The sequence below is a fragment of the Qipengyuania gaetbuli genome (genome assembly GCF_009827315.1).
Taxonomy (GTDB): Bacteria; Pseudomonadota; Alphaproteobacteria; order Sphingomonadales; family Sphingomonadaceae; genus Qipengyuania; species Qipengyuania gaetbuli.
The window spans coordinates 17,856-32,500 of record NZ_WTYF01000003.1 but is presented as its reverse complement, the minus strand read 5'-3'; the positions used below and the strand labels follow the sequence as shown (position 1 = coordinate 32,500).

Genomic DNA, 14,645 nt, shown 5'->3' with positions numbered 1-14,645 from the left:
CATCCTCGATACCGGCGCTCAGTACTCCTTTGGCAACCCGGCGCTGCTGCGCAGGATGATGAAGCGTTCGCGCGCGGGCGACCGCAACGAGCTGGTGACGTCGGACGTCCACGGCGAGATGCTGCGCAGCGACCTCGCCTTCGCCAAGGAGATCATCATCGGCGGCGCGACCATCACCAATGCGACCATCGGCTTTGCCGACAGCCCGGCGTTCAAGGCGCTGGGCTATACCGACAAGCCGGCGCTGATCCTTGGCATGCACAACCTTGCATTATTCGAGCGGGTGGCGATTGACTTCTCGACCCAGCGCGTCCTGTTCGACCTGCCGCGCGATGCGACGCCCAATTCGATCCTCAACCGCAGGTTCAACGCCACCCGCATGGGGACCTGAGCTTGCCCGCGAGCGCTCCGCGCCCCACATAGCGCGCCATGCCGCCCGAGACGAAACCGCAGGACGAGACCGCCGACGCCGAAAGCTGGGCGACGCTGCGGCGTTTCCTTCCCTATCTCTGGCCGAAGGATAATCCGCGCCTGAAGCGGCGCATCATCGGCGCGATGGTATTCGTGCTAGCGGCCAAGGCGACGACGCTCGCCCTGCCCTTTGCCTACAAGCGCGCAGTCGATTCCATGACCACGCCGGCGAACGAGGCGGCAATGGTCGCCCTCGCCTTCGTCATTGCCTATGCCGCCGGCCGCTTTGCCGGCGTGGCATTCGACAATCTGCGCAACATCACTTTCGAGCGCGTCGGGCAGGACGCGACGCGCCAGCTGGCCGAGGACGTCTTTGCGCGGCTGCACCAGCTGTCGCTCCGCTTCCACCTCTCGCGCCGGACCGGCGAGATCACCAAGACCATCGAGCGCGGCACCAAGAGCATCGACGTCATGCTCTACTTCCTGCTCTTCAACATCGCGCCGACCGCGATCGAACTGCTGGCGGTCGGTGTCATCTTCTACATCAACTTCGGCTGGGAACTGGTGGCCGCGACCGGCGTGACCGTGGCCGCCTATATCGTCGTCACCCGCAAGATCACCGAATGGCGCAACGAGCTGCGGCGCCGGATGAACGAACTCGACGGAACGGCACTGTCGCGGTCGGTCGACAGCCTGCTCAATTACGAGACGGTCAAATACTTCTCCGCCGAGGAGCGCGAGCGTGCCCGTTACGGCGAGGCGACCCATGCCTGGGCCGAGGCTGCCATCAGGTCCGAAAACTCGCTGGGCCTCCTCAACATCAGCCAGGCCATGATCATGAACCTGCTGATGGGCGGCGCGATGGCCTTTACGGTCTGGGGCTGGAGCAAGGGCCAGCTGACCACGGGCGACCTCGTGCTGGTGAACACTTATCTCATCCAGCTCTTCCGCCCGCTCGACATGCTGGGCATGGTCTATCGCACGGTCAGGCAGGGCATCATCGACATGGCCGCCATGTTCGACCTGATCGATACCGACGTGGAGGTGCGCGATGCACCCAGCGCCCCTGCCCTTGTGGTGAAGCGCCCGACCATCTCCTTCGAGGATGTCGTCTTCGGCTACGAGCAGGATCGCACGATCCTCAAGGGCCTCAGCTTCGAAGTGCCGGCGGGCAACCATGTCGCCATCGTCGGTCCCTCCGGCGCAGGCAAGAGCACTATCGCGCGCCTGCTGTTCCGCTTCTACGACCCGCAGTCGGGGCGCATCCTGATCGACGGGCAGGATATTGCGCAGGTCACCCAGAAGAGCCTGCGCGCCCAGATCGGTATCGTCCCGCAGGACAGCGTGCTGTTCAACGAGTCGATCGGGTACAACATCGCCTACGGGCGCGAGGGCGCCACCGAGGAAGAAGTCAACGCCGCGGCGCAGGCATCGGCCATCCTGCCTTTCATCGAACGCCTGCCGCAGGGCTTCGACACCGAAGTGGGCGAACGCGGCCTGAAGCTTTCGGGCGGCGAGAAGCAGCGCGTCGCCATTGCGCGCACGCTGGTGAAGAACCCGCCGATCCTGCTGCTCGACGAGGCGACGAGCGCGCTCGACAGCCGAACCGAGCAGGACATCCTGCGCACGCTGCACCGTGTGAGCGAGGATCGCACCACGCTCGCCATCGCGCACCGCCTCTCGACCATCGCCGATGCCGACCGCATCCTGGTACTCGACCAGGGGCGCCTTGCAGAGAGCGGGACGCACGCGCAGCTGCTGCGCCAAGGCGGCCTTTATGCCGAGATGTGGGCGCGCCAGCAGGCCGAAAGCGAAGCCGAGAGCGAGGCGGCGGAATAGGAATTCTGCCCCCCGCGGGGTTGTGTTGCACTGCAACATCCTTAAACGGGCGAGCAACATTCTTCGCGCGCGCCCGTGTGCGCCCAATCCTTTCACGAACGGATATTCGTCATGCTCGACCTCAGCGCGCTTCGCCGCGACTGGCTCTCCAACATCCGCGCCGACGTGCTTGCAGGCATCGTCGTCGCGCTGGCCCTCATCCCGGAAGCGATCGGATTCTCGATCATCGCGGGCGTCGATCCGCGCGTAGGCCTCTATGCCTCGGTCGCGATCGCCATGGTCATCGCCTTTACCGGCGGGCGGCCCGGCATGATCAGCGCCGCGACGGCCGCCGTGGCGGTCGTCGTCGTGCCGCTGGTGCGGGACCACGGGGTCGAATATCTCTTCGCCGCGACCATTTTGATGGGCGTGTTCCAGGGCATTGCCGCCCTGCTCCGCCTCGACCTGCTGATGCAGTTCGTCTCGCGCTCGGTCATCACCGGCTTCGTCAACGCGCTCGCGATCCTGATCTTCATGGCGCAGCTGCCGCAGCTGACCAACATGGGCTGGGAAACCTATGCCATGGTCGCCGCCGCGCTGGCGATCATCTATCTCTTCCCCAAGCTGACCACCACCGTGCCGAGCCCGCTGGTGGCGATCATCGTGCTCACCGCGCTTAGCATCTATATCGACGCGCCGGTCAACACGGTCGCCGACATGGGCGAACTGCCCGAAGGCCTGCCGTACTTCATGCTGCCCGACGTGCCCCTGACGTGGGAAACGCTGGCCATCATTGCCCCCTATTCGGCGACCATGGCCGCGGTCGGCCTGCTCGAATCGCTGCTGACTGCGCAGATCGTCGACGACATGACGCACACGGGATCGGACAAGCGCCGCGAAAGCGCGGGGCAAGGCGTCGCCAATATCGTGGCCGCCATGTTCGGCGGGATGGGCGGCTGCGCGATGATCGGCCAGTCGGTCATCAACGTGACCAGCGGCGGCCGCACGCGCCTGTCGACCTTTACCGCCGGCTTTGCGCTACTGGTCCTGCTGGCCGTGCTGGGCGACCTTGTCGGGCAGGTTCCGATGCCCGCGCTGGTGGCGATCATGATCATGGTGTCGATCGGCACCTTCTCGTGGAACTCGATCCCCAACATCGGCAAGCACCCGTGGCAGTCGAGCGTGGTGATGGTCACGACTGTCGTGGTCGTGGTCGCGACGCACAACCTCGCGCTCGGCGTGCTGGCCGGCGTCGTCCTGTCGGGCGTGTTCTTCACACACAAGGTGATGACTATGTTCGATGTCGTTCGCACCCGCGAGGGAGACACTGCGACCTATTGGGCCAAGGGCCAGATCTTCTATGCCAGCGTCGAGCGCTTCGAAGCCGCGCTAGGCCCCGAGAGCCAGATGCCCGATCCGGCAGACCATGTGATCATCGATGTCAGCAAGGCGCACTTCTGGGACATCTCGGCCGTGGGCGCGCTCGACAAGGTGGTCGAACGCATGCGCCGCAATGGTCGTAGTGTGCAGGTCGTCGGCCTCAATCGTGCAAGCGCCGACCTGGTCGACAAGTTCGCGCTGACCGACAAGACGGGGGTGGAGATCGGCCTGGCACCCCACCCCTAGGGGGAATTTGCCCTTGCACCTGCTGGCCGGTGCCTCATACTCCCGCCCATGGGCGAGAGGAAAGTACCGGTATTCCTTGGCAGGATCGCGGCACATTTGCGCGAACAGAACTGGTTCGCGCTCGGCGCCGAATTCGTGATCGTCGTGCTCGGCGTTTTTCTCGGCCTGCAGGCTGCGAACTGGAACGAGGAGCGGCAGGACCGCAAGGACGAGGAAGCCATCTTGGCGCGGCTCCAGGACGAGACTGCCACGTTGCTCGGCGCGGTGCGCGAGGAGAGGGAATACCTCCAGGCGAATGCAGACACCATGGCGCAGGCCAGGTCCGTCATCTTCTCGCAGGCCGAGTCGCGCCCGCTTACCGAAGCGGAATGCAGGGCCGTAGCCGGCTCCCACGTCTATCGCCGGGAAGCCGATCAGTTGCCGATCCTCGAGGAGATGCTGGCCACCGGGCGGTTCGACCGCGTGCAAGACGAGACGATCAAAAGCCAGCTGCGCAGCTACATCATCTTCCGCGACCGACAGCGCGGCAATCACGAGGAGAGGACGAACGAGCTGTTCCGCCTCTACAGCCGCCACCCAGAAGCGATCCGGATCACGCTGGTTCCGAGGGAAGAGGATACAAGTCCCGATTTCGGATTCATGAGCGACGAAGAGACCAAGTGGACCCCGCAATGCGATGTTGCCCGCATGCGCTCAAACCAGCAATTCCTCAACGAGCTGTTCGACAACATGGGGCGCAGGAACCACGTACTGATGGGCTACGACGAGCGCGAAGCCATCCTGACCGAATTGCAGGAGCGACTGGACGCGCTGCTGGGATTGTGAAGTCCGCCTAGAGGTCGGCGCTGTCCTGTAGGATCTTGAGGACTGTCATCGCCCGCTTGCTGTGCGCGGCGGGCACGAAAGCGTGGTCGTGATGGAAGGCTGCGACCATGTTGCAGGCAATGCCCGCATCGGCGAGCGCGGTGGCAACAGCCGCAGTAAGCCCCACGCCTTCGAGGTCGGAATGCACCATCAGCGTGATGCGCGCGAAGTCGGGGCCGTCCAGTCCCGCCTCATCCGCCAGTTCTGCCGGAACGATGGCGGTCACGCCCTCGTCCTCGCGGAAAGTGCCGATGGCGGCGCCCAGCAATTCGGGCGCCTTGTCGGGCGTGACCGTCACGAACCTCCAGAGCTGTGTGTCGAGCCGCGGCGCCATGGCCGCGATCATTGCCTGGGTCTGGAAGATGGTTTCGGGCATCAGAGGATGTACTTGCTCAGATCGGCGTCGCCCGCAAGGTCGTCGAGCCGTTCGCGGACATAGGCGGCATCCACGGTCACCGTCTCGCCCTTGTGCTCTTCCGCCTCGAAGCTGATGTCTTCCAGCAGGCGTTCCATCACAGTCTGCAGGCGCCGCGCACCGATATTCTCGACGCTTTCGTTCACCCGCGCCGCGATCTTGGCGACTTCGGCAATGGCATCGTCGGTGATTTCGAGCGTGACCTCTTCGGTCCCGATCAGGGCGCGGTACTGTTCGACGAGGTTGGCGCGCGTCTCGGTGAGGATGCGCACGAAGTCTTCTTCCGTCAGCGCGCGCAGTTCGACGCGGATCGGCAGGCGACCCTGGAGTTCGGGCAGCATGTCCGACGGCTTGGCGACGTGGAACGCGCCCGAAGCGATGAAAAGCACATGGTCGGTTTTCATCGGGCCGTACTTGGTGGCCACCGTCGTGCCCTCGATCAGCGGCAGCAAGTCGCGCTGCACGCCTTCGCGGCTGACCGAACCGCCGCGCACGTCGGAAACGGCAATCTTGTCGATCTCGTCGAGGAAGACGATACCATTGGTTTCCGCATTCTCCAGCGCGACGCGGTGCACGTCGTCCTGGTCCATGCGCTTCTCGGCCTCTTCCTCGACCAGCTTGTCCCACGCATCGGGGACCTTGAGCTTGCGCCGCTTGGTCGGCGTGCGGCCCATCGCCTTGCCGAGCATGTCGGACAGGTCGATCATGCCGACATTGCCGGGCATGCCGGGAATTTCCATGTTGCTGGCCGGCTGGTCCTTGACGTCGATCTCGACCTCGGTCTCGTTCATCGCGTTCTGGACGATGCGTTCGCGGAAAGCCTCGCGCGTCGCCTCGCTGGCATTCTCGCCGACGAGCGCGTTGAGCAGGCGGTCCATCGCCGCCTGGCTGGCCGCTTCGCGCACGGCTTCGCGGCGGCGTTCCTTTTCCAGCCGGATGGCCTCTTCGACGAGGTCGCGGGCGATCTGTTCGACGTCGCGGCCGACATAGCCGACCTCGGTGAACTTGGTCGCTTCGACCTTCACGAACGGTGCCTCGGCCAGCTTGGCGAGGCGGCGGCTGATCTCGGTCTTGCCGCAGCCCGTGGGGCCGATCATGAGGATGTTCTTGGGCGTCACCTCGTCGCGCAGGTCCGCGGCAAGGCGCTGGCGGCGCCAGCGGTTGCGCAGCGCCACGGCAACGGCGCGCTTGGCGTCCTTCTGCCCGATGATATGCTCGTCGAGCGCGGCGACGATCGCCTTGGGTGTCAGATTGTCCATGTAAGTGCTCAGACCTCTTCGAGGGTCACATTGCCATTGGTGAAGACGCAGATGTCGGCGGCGACCTTCATGGCCTTGCGCGCGATGACTTCGGGATCGTCTTCGTATTCGGCGATCGCCTTGGCCGCGGCGAGCGCGTAATTCCCGCCCGAGCCGATGGCGGTGATGCCGCCTTCCGGTTCCAGCACGTCGCCATTGCCGGTCAGGACGAGGAGGTTGTCCTTGTCCGCCACGATCATCAGCGCTTCGAGATTGCGCAGGTACTTGTCGGTGCGCCAGTCCTTGGTCAGCTCGACCGCGGCGCGCAGCAGCTGACCGCTGTACTGTTCGAGCTTCTTTTCCAGCCGTTCGAACAGGGTGAAGGCATCGGCGGTGGCACCGGCGAAACCGGCGACGACCTTGCCGCCTTCACCGATCCGGCGAACCTTGCGGGCATTGGGCTTCATGACCGTGTTGCCCATGGAGACCTGTCCGTCCCCGGCAACGACGATGCGATCGCCCTTGCGTACCCCGATGATGGTGGTGCCGTGCCACTTGGTCAGGCCGTGGCGGTTTTCTCTATCGTCCATGCGGCGCGATATGGGGTGCGCCGCAACAGGGTCAAGCGATCAGCTTCCCGGACCCTGCTGTCCTCCGAGGCCCGGCTGGCCCACGGTGCCGATATTTCCGAACAGGTCTTCGAGGAAACCGCGCTCGCGGCCGAGCGTCGGCGTCTCGTCGCCATCTGGCGAGAGATAGACGACCTTTTCGAGGCCCGTGCGGTCGGCGGAGATCACGTTGCCGGACGCATCGAACTTGACCGCCAGCACCTGGTGTTCGCGAATGCTCGGGCGCACGAAGGGCTTACGGCCCGTCGTGCTCGACACGTAATACCAGGTCGGATCGCCGAATTGGCTGGTGAAGGTCGGGCGGCCAAGCGTGGCGGCCACGCTGCGCTCGTTGTCGATGCCCGGCTGGACCGTGCCGACCAGGATGCTGTCGACGATATAGCCGCGCGATTCGTTGATCGAACTGCAGGCGGTGGTGGCGAGGCCTGCCGCGAGGACCGCGGCGATACCGAAAATCTTGGACCTGTTCATGGGAACAGCGTGTCTCCATCCTGGCGGCGCGCTTGGCCTTGTCGCCAGCGCATCCTATATGCGGCCCACGCCCTAAACCGCTGGGACGTAGCTTGCAACGTGCGTGTCGTGCTGCGGTGGGGATGGCGGCTTGAATTGCCGCTGAACGATTGAACAGAAAGAAGCATTAGATGTCCTTCCTATCCCGTCTTTTCGGAACGCAAGCCGACCCGCGCGAACAGTGGCGCCCCCTGTGGCACCGCGTCGTGGAAGAAGCGCGCGATCCCGACTGGTACCGGATGTGCGGCGTTGCCGACACGGTCGAAGGCCGGTTCGACATGGTCACGCTTGCCCTCAGCCTCGCACTGCTGCGGATGGAAAAGGATGCGGACCTCGCACCCCACACCGCCCTGCTGACCGAACTGTTCGTCGAAGACATGGAAGGCCAGCTGCGTGAAGCGGGCATCGGCGATCCCACGGTGGGCAAGAAAATCGGCACTCTCATGAGCACCATGGGCGGGCGCCTCGGCGCCTATCGCAAGGCGCTGGCCGATGAGGACCGCGCGGCGCTGGCCGATGCGGTCCGCCGCAACGTCACCATGGCGCAGGAAGACGAGGCCGAGGCGCTGGCGGAACGCATGATCCGCCTCGACAAGCGCCTTTCGCGGACCAGCGCCGACGAGTTGCGCAAGGGCGAGTTCGCCGCATGAGCGCACCCGAACTCTCGCGCATGATCAAGCCGCGCGCGCTTCCCCCGGGCGAGATGGCTATCGAGGCGAGCGAGGTGGAGCGCGCTGCACTCGCCGCCCGGTTCGGCATCACGGCCCTGCCCGCATTGTCGGCCCGCGTGTCCTTCGAACCCAAGGGCGAGGCAGTTATTGCGCGTGGCAGTCTTGCGGCAAGCGTCGAGCAGCCTTGCGCGGTCAGCCGCGAGGATTTCGTTTACGAGGTGGCCGAGGAGTTCGAGTTGCGCTTCGTCCCCGCGAGCGCGCCCGCGGCGCACGAAGCGGACGAGGAATTCGAACTGAGCTCCGACGACCTCGACGAGATTGAATACGAGGGCGAAGCCCTCGATATCGGCGAGGCAATCGCGCAGGAACTGGGCCTTGCCATCGACCCCTATCGCGAAGGCCCCGACGCCGACCGCGTGCGCGCGGCAAAGGGCATCGAAAGCGACGAGGACCGCAAGCCCAGCGGCCCGCTGGCAGAAGCGCTGGCGGCGCTGAAGAAATAGAGAGCGCAAAAGAAAAGGGCCGCGCGATGGCGGCCCTCTTCTGTGTGTCTGCCGGCGATCAGAACGGGATGTCGTCGTCGAGATCGTCGTAGTTCGAGCCGCCGCCAGACTGGCTGCCGGACGACCCGCCGCCCTGGTTCCAACCGCCGCCCGAGCCACCGCCCGACGAACCACCGCCCTGGTCCCAACTGCCACCGCCGCCACCGCCGCCGCGGTTGCCGCCGCCACCTTGGGCGCCGTCGAGCATGGTCAGCGTGCCGTTCATGCCGCGGATCACGACTTCGGTCGAATAGCGGTCATTGCCCGACTGGTCCTGCCACTTGCGGGTCTGCAGCTGGCCTTCGATGTAGACCTTGGAACCCTTGCGCAGGAAGCGTTCGACCACGCCGACAAGACCTTCGGAAAAGATCGCGACGGTGTGCCATTCGGTCCGCTCCTGGCGTTCGCCGGTGTTGCGGTCCTTCCAGGTTTCGGTGGTGGCAACGCGCAGGTTCGCGACCTTGCCGCCGTTCTGGAAGCTGCGGATTTCCGGGTCTGCGCCCAGATTTCCGATCAGCATGACTTTGTTGAGGCTACCGGCCATCGAATCGTTCCTTCGTAACTTGTTGGCACGTGGCCTAACGAAGCGAGCGAGTCGGTTCTAGGGCGCGAGCAAGCTTTCCACCGAAGCGGAGCTAAAGCCCCAGGCTCACCGCGATCCAGTAGGTCGCCCCCGCCGCCAGCCATGCCAGCGCGAAGAGATAGCCGACCATGACGGCGGGCCATTTCCACCCGTTCGTCTCGCGCCGGGCGACCGCGATGGTCGACAGGCACTGCGGGGCGAAGACGAACCACGCAAGGAAGGCCAGCGCGGTCGGCAGGCTCCACAGCGCGGCGATCTGGGCGGTCACTCCCTGCGCGGCGAGTTCCTCGTCCTCGGCATCGACGGCGTAGGTCGTGGCAAGCGCGGAGACGGCCACCTCGCGCGCAGCAATGGCCGGCACGATGGCGAGGCTCATTTCGCGGTTGAAGCCTACGGGCGCGAGCACCGGGTGCAGGGTATCGGCGATCGCGCCTGCAAAGCTCGCATCGAGCTGGCTCTCGCCGGCTTCCGCCTTGGGGAAGCTGAGGAGCACCCACAGCGCGATCGTGGCGACGAATATGATCGTACCGGCGCGGCGCAGGAAGACCCAGGCGCGCTGCCACAGGCCGATGAGGAGGTCCTTAAGACGCGGCAGCTGGTAGCGCGGCAGCTCCATGATGAAGCCCGAGGCCGCGCCCTTGGTGACCGTGCGGCGCAGCACCAGCGCGACCGCCATGGCTCCGACGATACCGGCGACATAGAGCGCGAACAGGACAAGGCCCTGGAGGCCCACGCCCAGCCCGACGCTGGTCTGCGGGATAACTGCGGCGATGACCACGGCATAGACCGGCAGGCGCGCCGAACAGGTCATCAGCGGGGCGATCAGGATGGTGGTCAGCCGGTCCTTGGGATCAGAGATCGAGCGCGTCGCCATGATGCCGGGAATGGCGCAGGCAAAGCTCGACAGCAGCGGAATGAAGCTGCGGCCCGACAGGCCGACGCTCGCCATAAGCCGGTCCATAAGGAAGGCCGCGCGCGCCATGTAGCCGCTCGCTTCCATGACCAGGATGAAGAAGAACAGGATGATGATCTGCGGCAGGAAGACCACGACCGAGCCCACGCCCGCCAGTACACCTTCGGTCAGGAAATCGCGCAGCAGGCCTTCGGGCAGCGTGTCGGAGACACCTTGCGAGATGACGCCCACCCCGCCTTCCAACGCATCGGCAAAGGGGGTCGCCCAGGCGAACACGGCCTGGAAGACCACGAACAGCAGGCTGAACAGGATGAACGGCCCGATCCAGGGATTGAGCAGCACGCGGTCAACGCCGTTCTCGATCGTATGACGGGTCGATTTCGACAGGATAGCGGCGCGGGCCATGTGCTTGGCGGACAGGCGCCGTTCGGGCAGCGTGACATGCCAGCGCGTGTGCGCTTCCTCGTCCGCGTGTGTTTCGGCCTCGGCGATCGCGTCGGTCAGTTCGGCAAGACCCTTGCGGCGCACTGCCACGGTCGGGATCACCGGCACGCCCAGCGCCTGAGACAGCGCCGCCGGGTCGAGCGTCAGCCCGTCACGTTCGGCAAGGTCGACCATGTTAAGCGCGACAACCGTGGGCCGCCCCAGTTCGAGCACTTCCTGCGCGAAGACGAGATGCTGTTCGAGATTGGCCGCATCAAGCACCAGAATGATGACGTCGGGGACAGCCTCGCCCTCGAATGTGCCCTTGACCACGTCGCGGGTGACCGCCTCGTCCGGGCTGGCGGCATCGAAGCTGTAGGAGCCGGGAAGGTCGAGCAGTTCGACCGGTTCGCCGCTCGGCAGGACCAGGCGGCCCGCCTTGCGCTCCACCGTGACGCCCGCATAATTCGCGATCTTCTGGCGTGCGCCGGTCAGCGCGTTGAAGAGCGCGGACTTGCCCGAATTGGGATTGCCTAAAAGGGCTGCGGTGCGCTTGCGGCTCATGCTGCTTCCACCTCGATCGCCTTCGCGTGGACGCGGCGGATAGCGATGGTCATGTTGCCGAGGCGCAGCGCCAGCGGGTCGCGCGTGCCGAACACTCCGCGGTGGATTACGGCGACGTCGGCCCCCTCGTCCACGCCGAGGGCGCGCAGGCGCTTGCCTTCGTCCTCGGCCAGGCTGGGCCAATCCACGGCGACGATCCGCGCCGCTGTTCCGCTTTCGAGAGCGTCCAGAGTCATGCGGGCCGCCCTGTCAGATCGCTGCGCTTATTGCAACTGGTTATCAATAGCGGCGATTAGCGCGCCGGATAGCGCAGGCGGCCGAGGAAGCGCGACAGGCTGAAGGTCTCTCTTTCGGGGTTGAGCCACTTGGCCTTCACCTTCTCGAATTTCATCACCCCTTCGATGCGCCGGTCGAGGAAGGCGCGTGTTTCCGCCTTGCCCTCGCTCTCGTCCTCGACGAACACGGCCAGCGTCGCACCGTAAATCGAGGCGAGGATCGCGCGCTTGGTATAGTGGTTGTAGTCGGTCGCCGTATCGCCGGCGAGCCGCCACATCAGGTCGGCGGTCTGCCAGCCGCGCTTCGCCGAAGCAGGTGCGTTATGCGGCATCGCCATGATGGAGAGCGCGCGGCGCAGCGCCTCCTCCTGGCCTGCCACCGCATCGAAGCGGAACTGGACGAGGCTGCGGATGCGCTCGCGGATCTTCATCGGGCCGATAACGTCTTCGGGTAAGGCAGCGGCCATCGCCAGGTCGACCGCCTCGATCCAGGCGAAGACCATGTCGATCGCACCGCCCTTGAAGGCAAGGCGCGCGACATCGATGTCCGCGCCCATCTGGTCCGCCGCCATTTCGAGCGCGGCATCGCTCCACCCGTCGAAGATGGCGGCATCGGCAATGGCCGGAGCCAGCGCGAGGCGCAGTTCGTCGAGCGTCAGGTCGGCGATATCGGTAGCGGCGGTGTCAGCCATCAGTTCGGCCCGTAGGTTTCGGCCTGCTTGCCGCGCGCCTCTTCAGCGGCAGTGATGGCCGCCATGACCTTGCTGTCGTCGCCCATCAGCTTGGCATAGTCGCGCGCCGTGCGGCCTGAATTGTCCGTCCGGTCGAGATTGGCGCCGGCCTTGATGAGCACTTCGATCATGGCGACGTCGCGGCGGTGGATCGCGCTGATCAGCGGGGTTTCACCCGCGACATTGCGCACGTCCACATCCGCCCCGCCCTGGGCCAGCCGTTCGACCCCTTCGACGAAGCCGAGCTGGGCGGCGATCTGCAAGGGAGTGACGCCGTTGCGGTCGGCGATGTTCGGATTGGCGCCGCGCTGCAGCAGGAAGCGCACCCAGGTCAGGTCACGCCGTTCGGCCACGGCATGGAGGCCCGTCTCGCCCGTGGTGATGTCGCGTGCATTGACGATGGTCGAGCCCGGCTCGTCCAGCAGCTGCGTCGCGGTGTCTCCGTCGCGCTTGCGGACCGCCTCGAGGAATTTCGAGCCGTCCGAGCGTTGCTGCCCCGCCACCGGGGTGGCCACGAGGGCGACCATGCCGAATGCCAGGGCCAGGAAACGGGATACCGGATTTACGCGCACCTTGGACTTTCTCCTTGCGGAATTTACGTCTGAGAACAGTTGGCCTGCCCTTGAATACGGGCGCTTAGCAGACCATGAACCATGCTGTCATGCCCCACAAATTCACTGTTGCCCTGACCGCCCTCCTTCTCGCCTCCTGCAATGCCGCACCGGCAGAGGAACCGCCGCTGGCCGGCGCTGCCATCGGGGGCGATTTCACCCTCATCGGCGAAGACGGCAGCGACGTTTCGTGGAGCGATTTTTCGGGCAAGTACCGCATCGTCTATTTCGGCTATGCCTTCTGCCCCGATATCTGCCCGACCGATGTCCAGCGCGCGATGGCGGGCCTCAAGCAGTTCGAGGAGGATTCGCCCGACCTCGGCGCGAAGATCCAGCCGCTCTTCGTCACGGTCGACCCTGCGCGCGACACGCCCGAAGTGGTCGCGGAATTCACCGACGCCTTCCATCCGCGCCTGATCGGCCTCACCGGCAGCGAAGCGGACATCAAGGCCACGGCGGACAAGTTCGCGGTCTATTTCACCCGCGGCGCCGACAGCGAGGCCGGCGGATATCTGATGGACCACTCGAACATCACCTACCTCTTTGCGCCGGACGGCTCGCCACTGGCCATGCTGCCGACCGACCAGGGGCCGGAAGCGGTGAAGGCGGAACTGGACAAATGGGTGCGCTGAGAGACCGCTTCTGGGAGCTGCCGCTGGCCAAGCTCAACCAGGAGGAATGGGAAGCGCTGTGCGACGGCTGCGGCCGCTGCTGCCTGCACAAGGTCGAATACGAGGACACGGGCGAGATCGAGGAGACGAACGTCGCCTGCACCCTGCTCGATTGCCAGACCGCGCGCTGCAAGGACTACAAGAACCGCAAGGCCTTCGTGCCCGACTGCCTGCGCCTGACGCTGAAGCTGGTCGACAAGGTGCCATGGCTGCCCGATACCTGCGCCTATCGCCGCCGTGCCGACGACCGGCCGCTACCAGGCTGGCATTACCTGCTCACGGGCGACCGCGAGGCGGTGATCCGCGCAGGCGTATCCGTTGCCGGACGCGTGATCAGCGAGGACGAGGCAGGCCCGCTCGAACACCACATCGTCGAATGGGGTGACGGCGAGGACGACGGGGAAGAGGCAGCGGCATGATCGAGTGGCTGCGGGGCGAGGCGCTTGAGCCGGAAATCACCATCGCCGGCCGTTCGCTCCCGATCGAGATAAGGCGCCATCCGCGCGCGCGGCGGCTGACCTTGCGGCTTGCCCCAGACGGCAGCGCCGTGCGCATCACCCTGCCGCGCTGGTGTGCCAGCAAGGAAGCCATCGCGTTTGCCCATGCGCGCGCCGCATGGCTCGAAGTCCAGCTGGCCAAGGTGCCCGAAGCGCACGACCCGGTTGCCAGCGGCACCCTGCCCTATCGCGGGGAGGAAATCGCCATCGACTGGCGCGCCGATGCGCCGCGCAGGCCGGTGCTGGCCGACGGCAGGCTTACGCTGGGCGGGCCGGAGGATACGCTCGCAAGGCGCCTGCAGCGCTGGCTCGAAGCCGAGGCGGAGCGGCACTTTTCCGATGATGCCGCGCAATATTGCGCCCGTGCCGGCCTTGCCGTCGCGCCCGTCCGCCTGACCCGCGCCAAGCGGCGCTGGGGCAGCTGTTCGAGCGAAGGCGTGCTGCGCCTCAACTGGCGGCTGGTAATGGCTCCCGACCACGTGCGCCGTTCGGTGGTTGCGCACGAGGTCGCACACCTCGTCCATTTCGACCACAGCCCGGCTTTCCACGCGCTGCTCGACCGCCTGTTCGAAGGGGAGGTGGAGGAGGCGAACGCCTGGCTCTCGCGCCACGGCCGCAAGTTGTACGCCAGCTTCAGCTAGCGGAAAGCCGCT

At 65.6% G+C, this 14,645-nt stretch carries 18 protein-coding genes (1 of these 18 only partly in view); 9 read left to right on the top strand and 9 right to left on the bottom strand.

The features are described 5' to 3' along the window. From GRI42_RS00440 to GRI42_RS00425, 4 genes are all read left to right on the top strand, one after another. Nucleotides 1-391, top strand: partial view of an aspartyl protease family protein gene (locus tag GRI42_RS00440; RefSeq protein WP_234033747.1) — the 3' portion only. 596 nt of this gene lie to the left of the window's left edge; the window shows 391 of its 987 coding nt (coding positions 597-987); its start codon lies beyond the left edge, outside the window; it ends in the stop codon at nucleotides 389-391. A gap of 38 nt (nucleotides 392-429) precedes the next feature. Continuing rightward, the gene (locus tag GRI42_RS00435; RefSeq protein ID WP_160606113.1) at nucleotides 430-2,250 is read left to right on the top strand and encodes an ABCB family ABC transporter ATP-binding protein/permease; all 1,821 of its coding nucleotides are present in this window, start codon (nucleotides 430-432) and stop codon (nucleotides 2,248-2,250) included. Between the two features lie 111 nt (nucleotides 2,251-2,361). Further along, nucleotides 2,362-3,855 (top strand): SulP family inorganic anion transporter, encoded by a 1,494-nt coding sequence (locus GRI42_RS00430; protein ID WP_160606112.1) that lies wholly within the window; start codon nucleotides 2,362-2,364, stop codon nucleotides 3,853-3,855. A 48-nt stretch (nucleotides 3,856-3,903) separates the two neighbouring features. Beyond that, a complete protein-coding gene (locus GRI42_RS00425; protein ID WP_160606111.1) occupies nucleotides 3,904-4,680 on the top strand; it encodes a hypothetical protein in 777 nt (258 codons plus the stop codon). Between the two features lie 7 nt (nucleotides 4,681-4,687). Here GRI42_RS00425 and GRI42_RS00420 read toward each other — a convergent pair whose 3' ends face one another. Genes GRI42_RS00420 through GRI42_RS00405 form a run of 4 tightly spaced genes read right to left on the bottom strand, consistent with a single transcriptional unit; the run spans nucleotide 4,688 to nucleotide 7,472 of the window. Continuing rightward, complete coding sequence (locus GRI42_RS00420) at nucleotides 4,688-5,095, bottom strand: ACT domain-containing protein (RefSeq protein ID WP_199800377.1); 408 nt, start codon at nucleotides 5,093-5,095, stop codon at nucleotides 4,688-4,690. After that, nucleotides 5,095-6,393 carry an ATP-dependent protease ATPase subunit HslU gene (hslU, locus tag GRI42_RS00415; protein ID WP_160606110.1) on the bottom strand — a complete coding sequence of 433 codons (1,299 nt, stop codon included), beginning with the start codon at nucleotides 6,391-6,393 and terminating at the stop codon, nucleotides 5,095-5,097. Before hslU ends, GRI42_RS00420 begins: the two co-directional genes overlap by 1 nt. An 8-nt stretch (nucleotides 6,394-6,401) precedes the next feature. After that, on the bottom strand, nucleotides 6,402-6,962 hold the full coding sequence (gene hslV / locus GRI42_RS00410) for an ATP-dependent protease subunit HslV (RefSeq protein WP_160606109.1): 561 nt from the start codon (nucleotides 6,960-6,962) through the stop codon (nucleotides 6,402-6,404). 39 nt (nucleotides 6,963-7,001) lie between these two features. Then, the gene (locus GRI42_RS00405; protein ID WP_160606108.1) at nucleotides 7,002-7,472 is read right to left on the bottom strand and encodes an outer membrane protein assembly factor BamE; all 471 of its coding nucleotides are present in this window, start codon (nucleotides 7,470-7,472) and stop codon (nucleotides 7,002-7,004) included. Between the two features lie 170 nt (nucleotides 7,473-7,642). On the opposite strand from GRI42_RS00405, the gene GRI42_RS00400 reads away from it, so the two are divergent. Further along, entirely contained in the window at nucleotides 7,643-8,161 is a 519-nt protein-coding gene (locus GRI42_RS00400) for a ubiquinol-cytochrome C chaperone family protein (protein ID WP_160606107.1), read from the top strand. Then, nucleotides 8,158-8,685 (top strand): YceD family protein, encoded by a 528-nt coding sequence (locus tag GRI42_RS00395; protein ID WP_160606106.1) that lies wholly within the window; start codon nucleotides 8,158-8,160, stop codon nucleotides 8,683-8,685. Before GRI42_RS00400 ends, GRI42_RS00395 begins: the two co-directional genes overlap by 4 nt. 58 nt (nucleotides 8,686-8,743) lie before the next feature. Here the strand turns inward: GRI42_RS00395 and ssb are convergent, their stop codons facing one another. From ssb to GRI42_RS00370, 5 genes are all read right to left on the bottom strand, one after another. Further along, the gene (gene ssb, locus GRI42_RS00390) at nucleotides 8,744-9,268 is read right to left on the bottom strand and encodes a single-stranded DNA-binding protein (protein WP_160606105.1); all 525 of its coding nucleotides are present in this window, start codon (nucleotides 9,266-9,268) and stop codon (nucleotides 8,744-8,746) included. Between the two features lie 91 nt (nucleotides 9,269-9,359). Beyond that, nucleotides 9,360-11,207 (bottom strand): ferrous iron transporter B, encoded by a 1,848-nt coding sequence (feoB, locus tag GRI42_RS00385; protein WP_160606104.1) that lies wholly within the window; start codon nucleotides 11,205-11,207, stop codon nucleotides 9,360-9,362. After that, nucleotides 11,204-11,443 carry a FeoA family protein gene (locus tag GRI42_RS00380; protein ID WP_160606103.1) on the bottom strand — a complete coding sequence of 80 codons (240 nt, stop codon included), beginning with the start codon at nucleotides 11,441-11,443 and terminating at the stop codon, nucleotides 11,204-11,206. Before GRI42_RS00380 ends, feoB begins: the two co-directional genes overlap by 4 nt. A gap of 56 nt (nucleotides 11,444-11,499) precedes the next feature. Continuing rightward, the gene (locus tag GRI42_RS00375) at nucleotides 11,500-12,174 is read right to left on the bottom strand and encodes a COQ9 family protein (protein WP_160606102.1); all 675 of its coding nucleotides are present in this window, start codon (nucleotides 12,172-12,174) and stop codon (nucleotides 11,500-11,502) included. After that, on the bottom strand, nucleotides 12,174-12,785 hold the full coding sequence (locus GRI42_RS00370; RefSeq protein WP_325065272.1) for an ankyrin repeat domain-containing protein: 612 nt from the start codon (nucleotides 12,783-12,785) through the stop codon (nucleotides 12,174-12,176). Before GRI42_RS00370 ends, GRI42_RS00375 begins: the two co-directional genes overlap by 1 nt. 89 nt (nucleotides 12,786-12,874) lie before the next feature. On the opposite strand from GRI42_RS00370, the gene GRI42_RS00365 reads away from it, so the two are divergent. From GRI42_RS00365 to GRI42_RS00355, 3 genes are read left to right on the top strand one after another with little or no spacing between them, the layout of a single operon-like run. Continuing rightward, the gene (locus tag GRI42_RS00365) at nucleotides 12,875-13,456 is read left to right on the top strand and encodes an SCO family protein (RefSeq protein ID WP_234033746.1); all 582 of its coding nucleotides are present in this window, start codon (nucleotides 12,875-12,877) and stop codon (nucleotides 13,454-13,456) included. Then, nucleotides 13,444-13,914 carry a YcgN family cysteine cluster protein gene (locus GRI42_RS00360; protein ID WP_160606100.1) on the top strand — a complete coding sequence of 157 codons (471 nt, stop codon included), beginning with the start codon at nucleotides 13,444-13,446 and terminating at the stop codon, nucleotides 13,912-13,914. Before GRI42_RS00365 ends, GRI42_RS00360 begins: the two co-directional genes overlap by 13 nt. Beyond that, complete coding sequence (locus GRI42_RS00355) at nucleotides 13,911-14,633, top strand: M48 family metallopeptidase (protein ID WP_160606099.1); 723 nt, start codon at nucleotides 13,911-13,913, stop codon at nucleotides 14,631-14,633. The genes GRI42_RS00360 and GRI42_RS00355 overlap by 4 nt, the downstream gene beginning before the upstream one ends. The last annotated feature ends 12 nt before the right edge of the window (nucleotides 14,634-14,645 follow it).

Bases quoted from the DNA above. Each gene is read 5' to 3' on its own strand.
- GRI42_RS00435 (WP_160606113.1), top strand. From the start codon at position 430: ATGCCGCCCGAGACGAAACCGCAGGACGAGACCGCCGACGCCGAAAGC.
- GRI42_RS00395 (WP_160606106.1), top strand. From the start codon at position 8,158: ATGAGCGCACCCGAACTCTCGCGCATGATCAAGCCGCGCGCGCTTCCC.
- GRI42_RS00375 (WP_160606102.1), bottom strand. From the start codon at position 12,174: ATGGCTGACACCGCCGCTACCGATATCGCCGACCTGACGCTCGACGAA.
- ssb (WP_160606105.1), bottom strand. From the start codon at position 9,268: ATGGCCGGTAGCCTCAACAAAGTCATGCTGATCGGAAATCTGGGCGCA.
- GRI42_RS00425 (WP_160606111.1), top strand. From the start codon at position 3,904: ATGGGCGAGAGGAAAGTACCGGTATTCCTTGGCAGGATCGCGGCACAT.
- GRI42_RS00360 (WP_160606100.1), top strand. From the start codon at position 13,444: ATGGGTGCGCTGAGAGACCGCTTCTGGGAGCTGCCGCTGGCCAAGCTC.
- GRI42_RS00355 (WP_160606099.1), top strand. From the start codon at position 13,911: ATGATCGAGTGGCTGCGGGGCGAGGCGCTTGAGCCGGAAATCACCATC.
- GRI42_RS00405 (WP_160606108.1), bottom strand. From the start codon at position 7,472: ATGAACAGGTCCAAGATTTTCGGTATCGCCGCGGTCCTCGCGGCAGGC.
- feoB (WP_160606104.1), bottom strand. From the start codon at position 11,207: ATGAGCCGCAAGCGCACCGCAGCCCTTTTAGGCAATCCCAATTCGGGC.
- hslV (WP_160606109.1), bottom strand. From the start codon at position 6,962: ATGGACGATAGAGAAAACCGCCACGGCCTGACCAAGTGGCACGGCACC.
- GRI42_RS00430 (WP_160606112.1), top strand. From the start codon at position 2,362: ATGCTCGACCTCAGCGCGCTTCGCCGCGACTGGCTCTCCAACATCCGC.
- hslU (WP_160606110.1), bottom strand. From the start codon at position 6,393: ATGGACAATCTGACACCCAAGGCGATCGTCGCCGCGCTCGACGAGCAT.
- GRI42_RS00400 (WP_160606107.1), top strand. From the start codon at position 7,643: ATGTCCTTCCTATCCCGTCTTTTCGGAACGCAAGCCGACCCGCGCGAA.
- GRI42_RS00420 (WP_199800377.1), bottom strand. From the start codon at position 5,095: ATGCCCGAAACCATCTTCCAGACCCAGGCAATGATCGCGGCCATGGCG.
- GRI42_RS00365 (WP_234033746.1), top strand. From the start codon at position 12,875: ATGCCCCACAAATTCACTGTTGCCCTGACCGCCCTCCTTCTCGCCTCC.
- GRI42_RS00380 (WP_160606103.1), bottom strand. From the start codon at position 11,443: ATGACTCTGGACGCTCTCGAAAGCGGAACAGCGGCGCGGATCGTCGCC.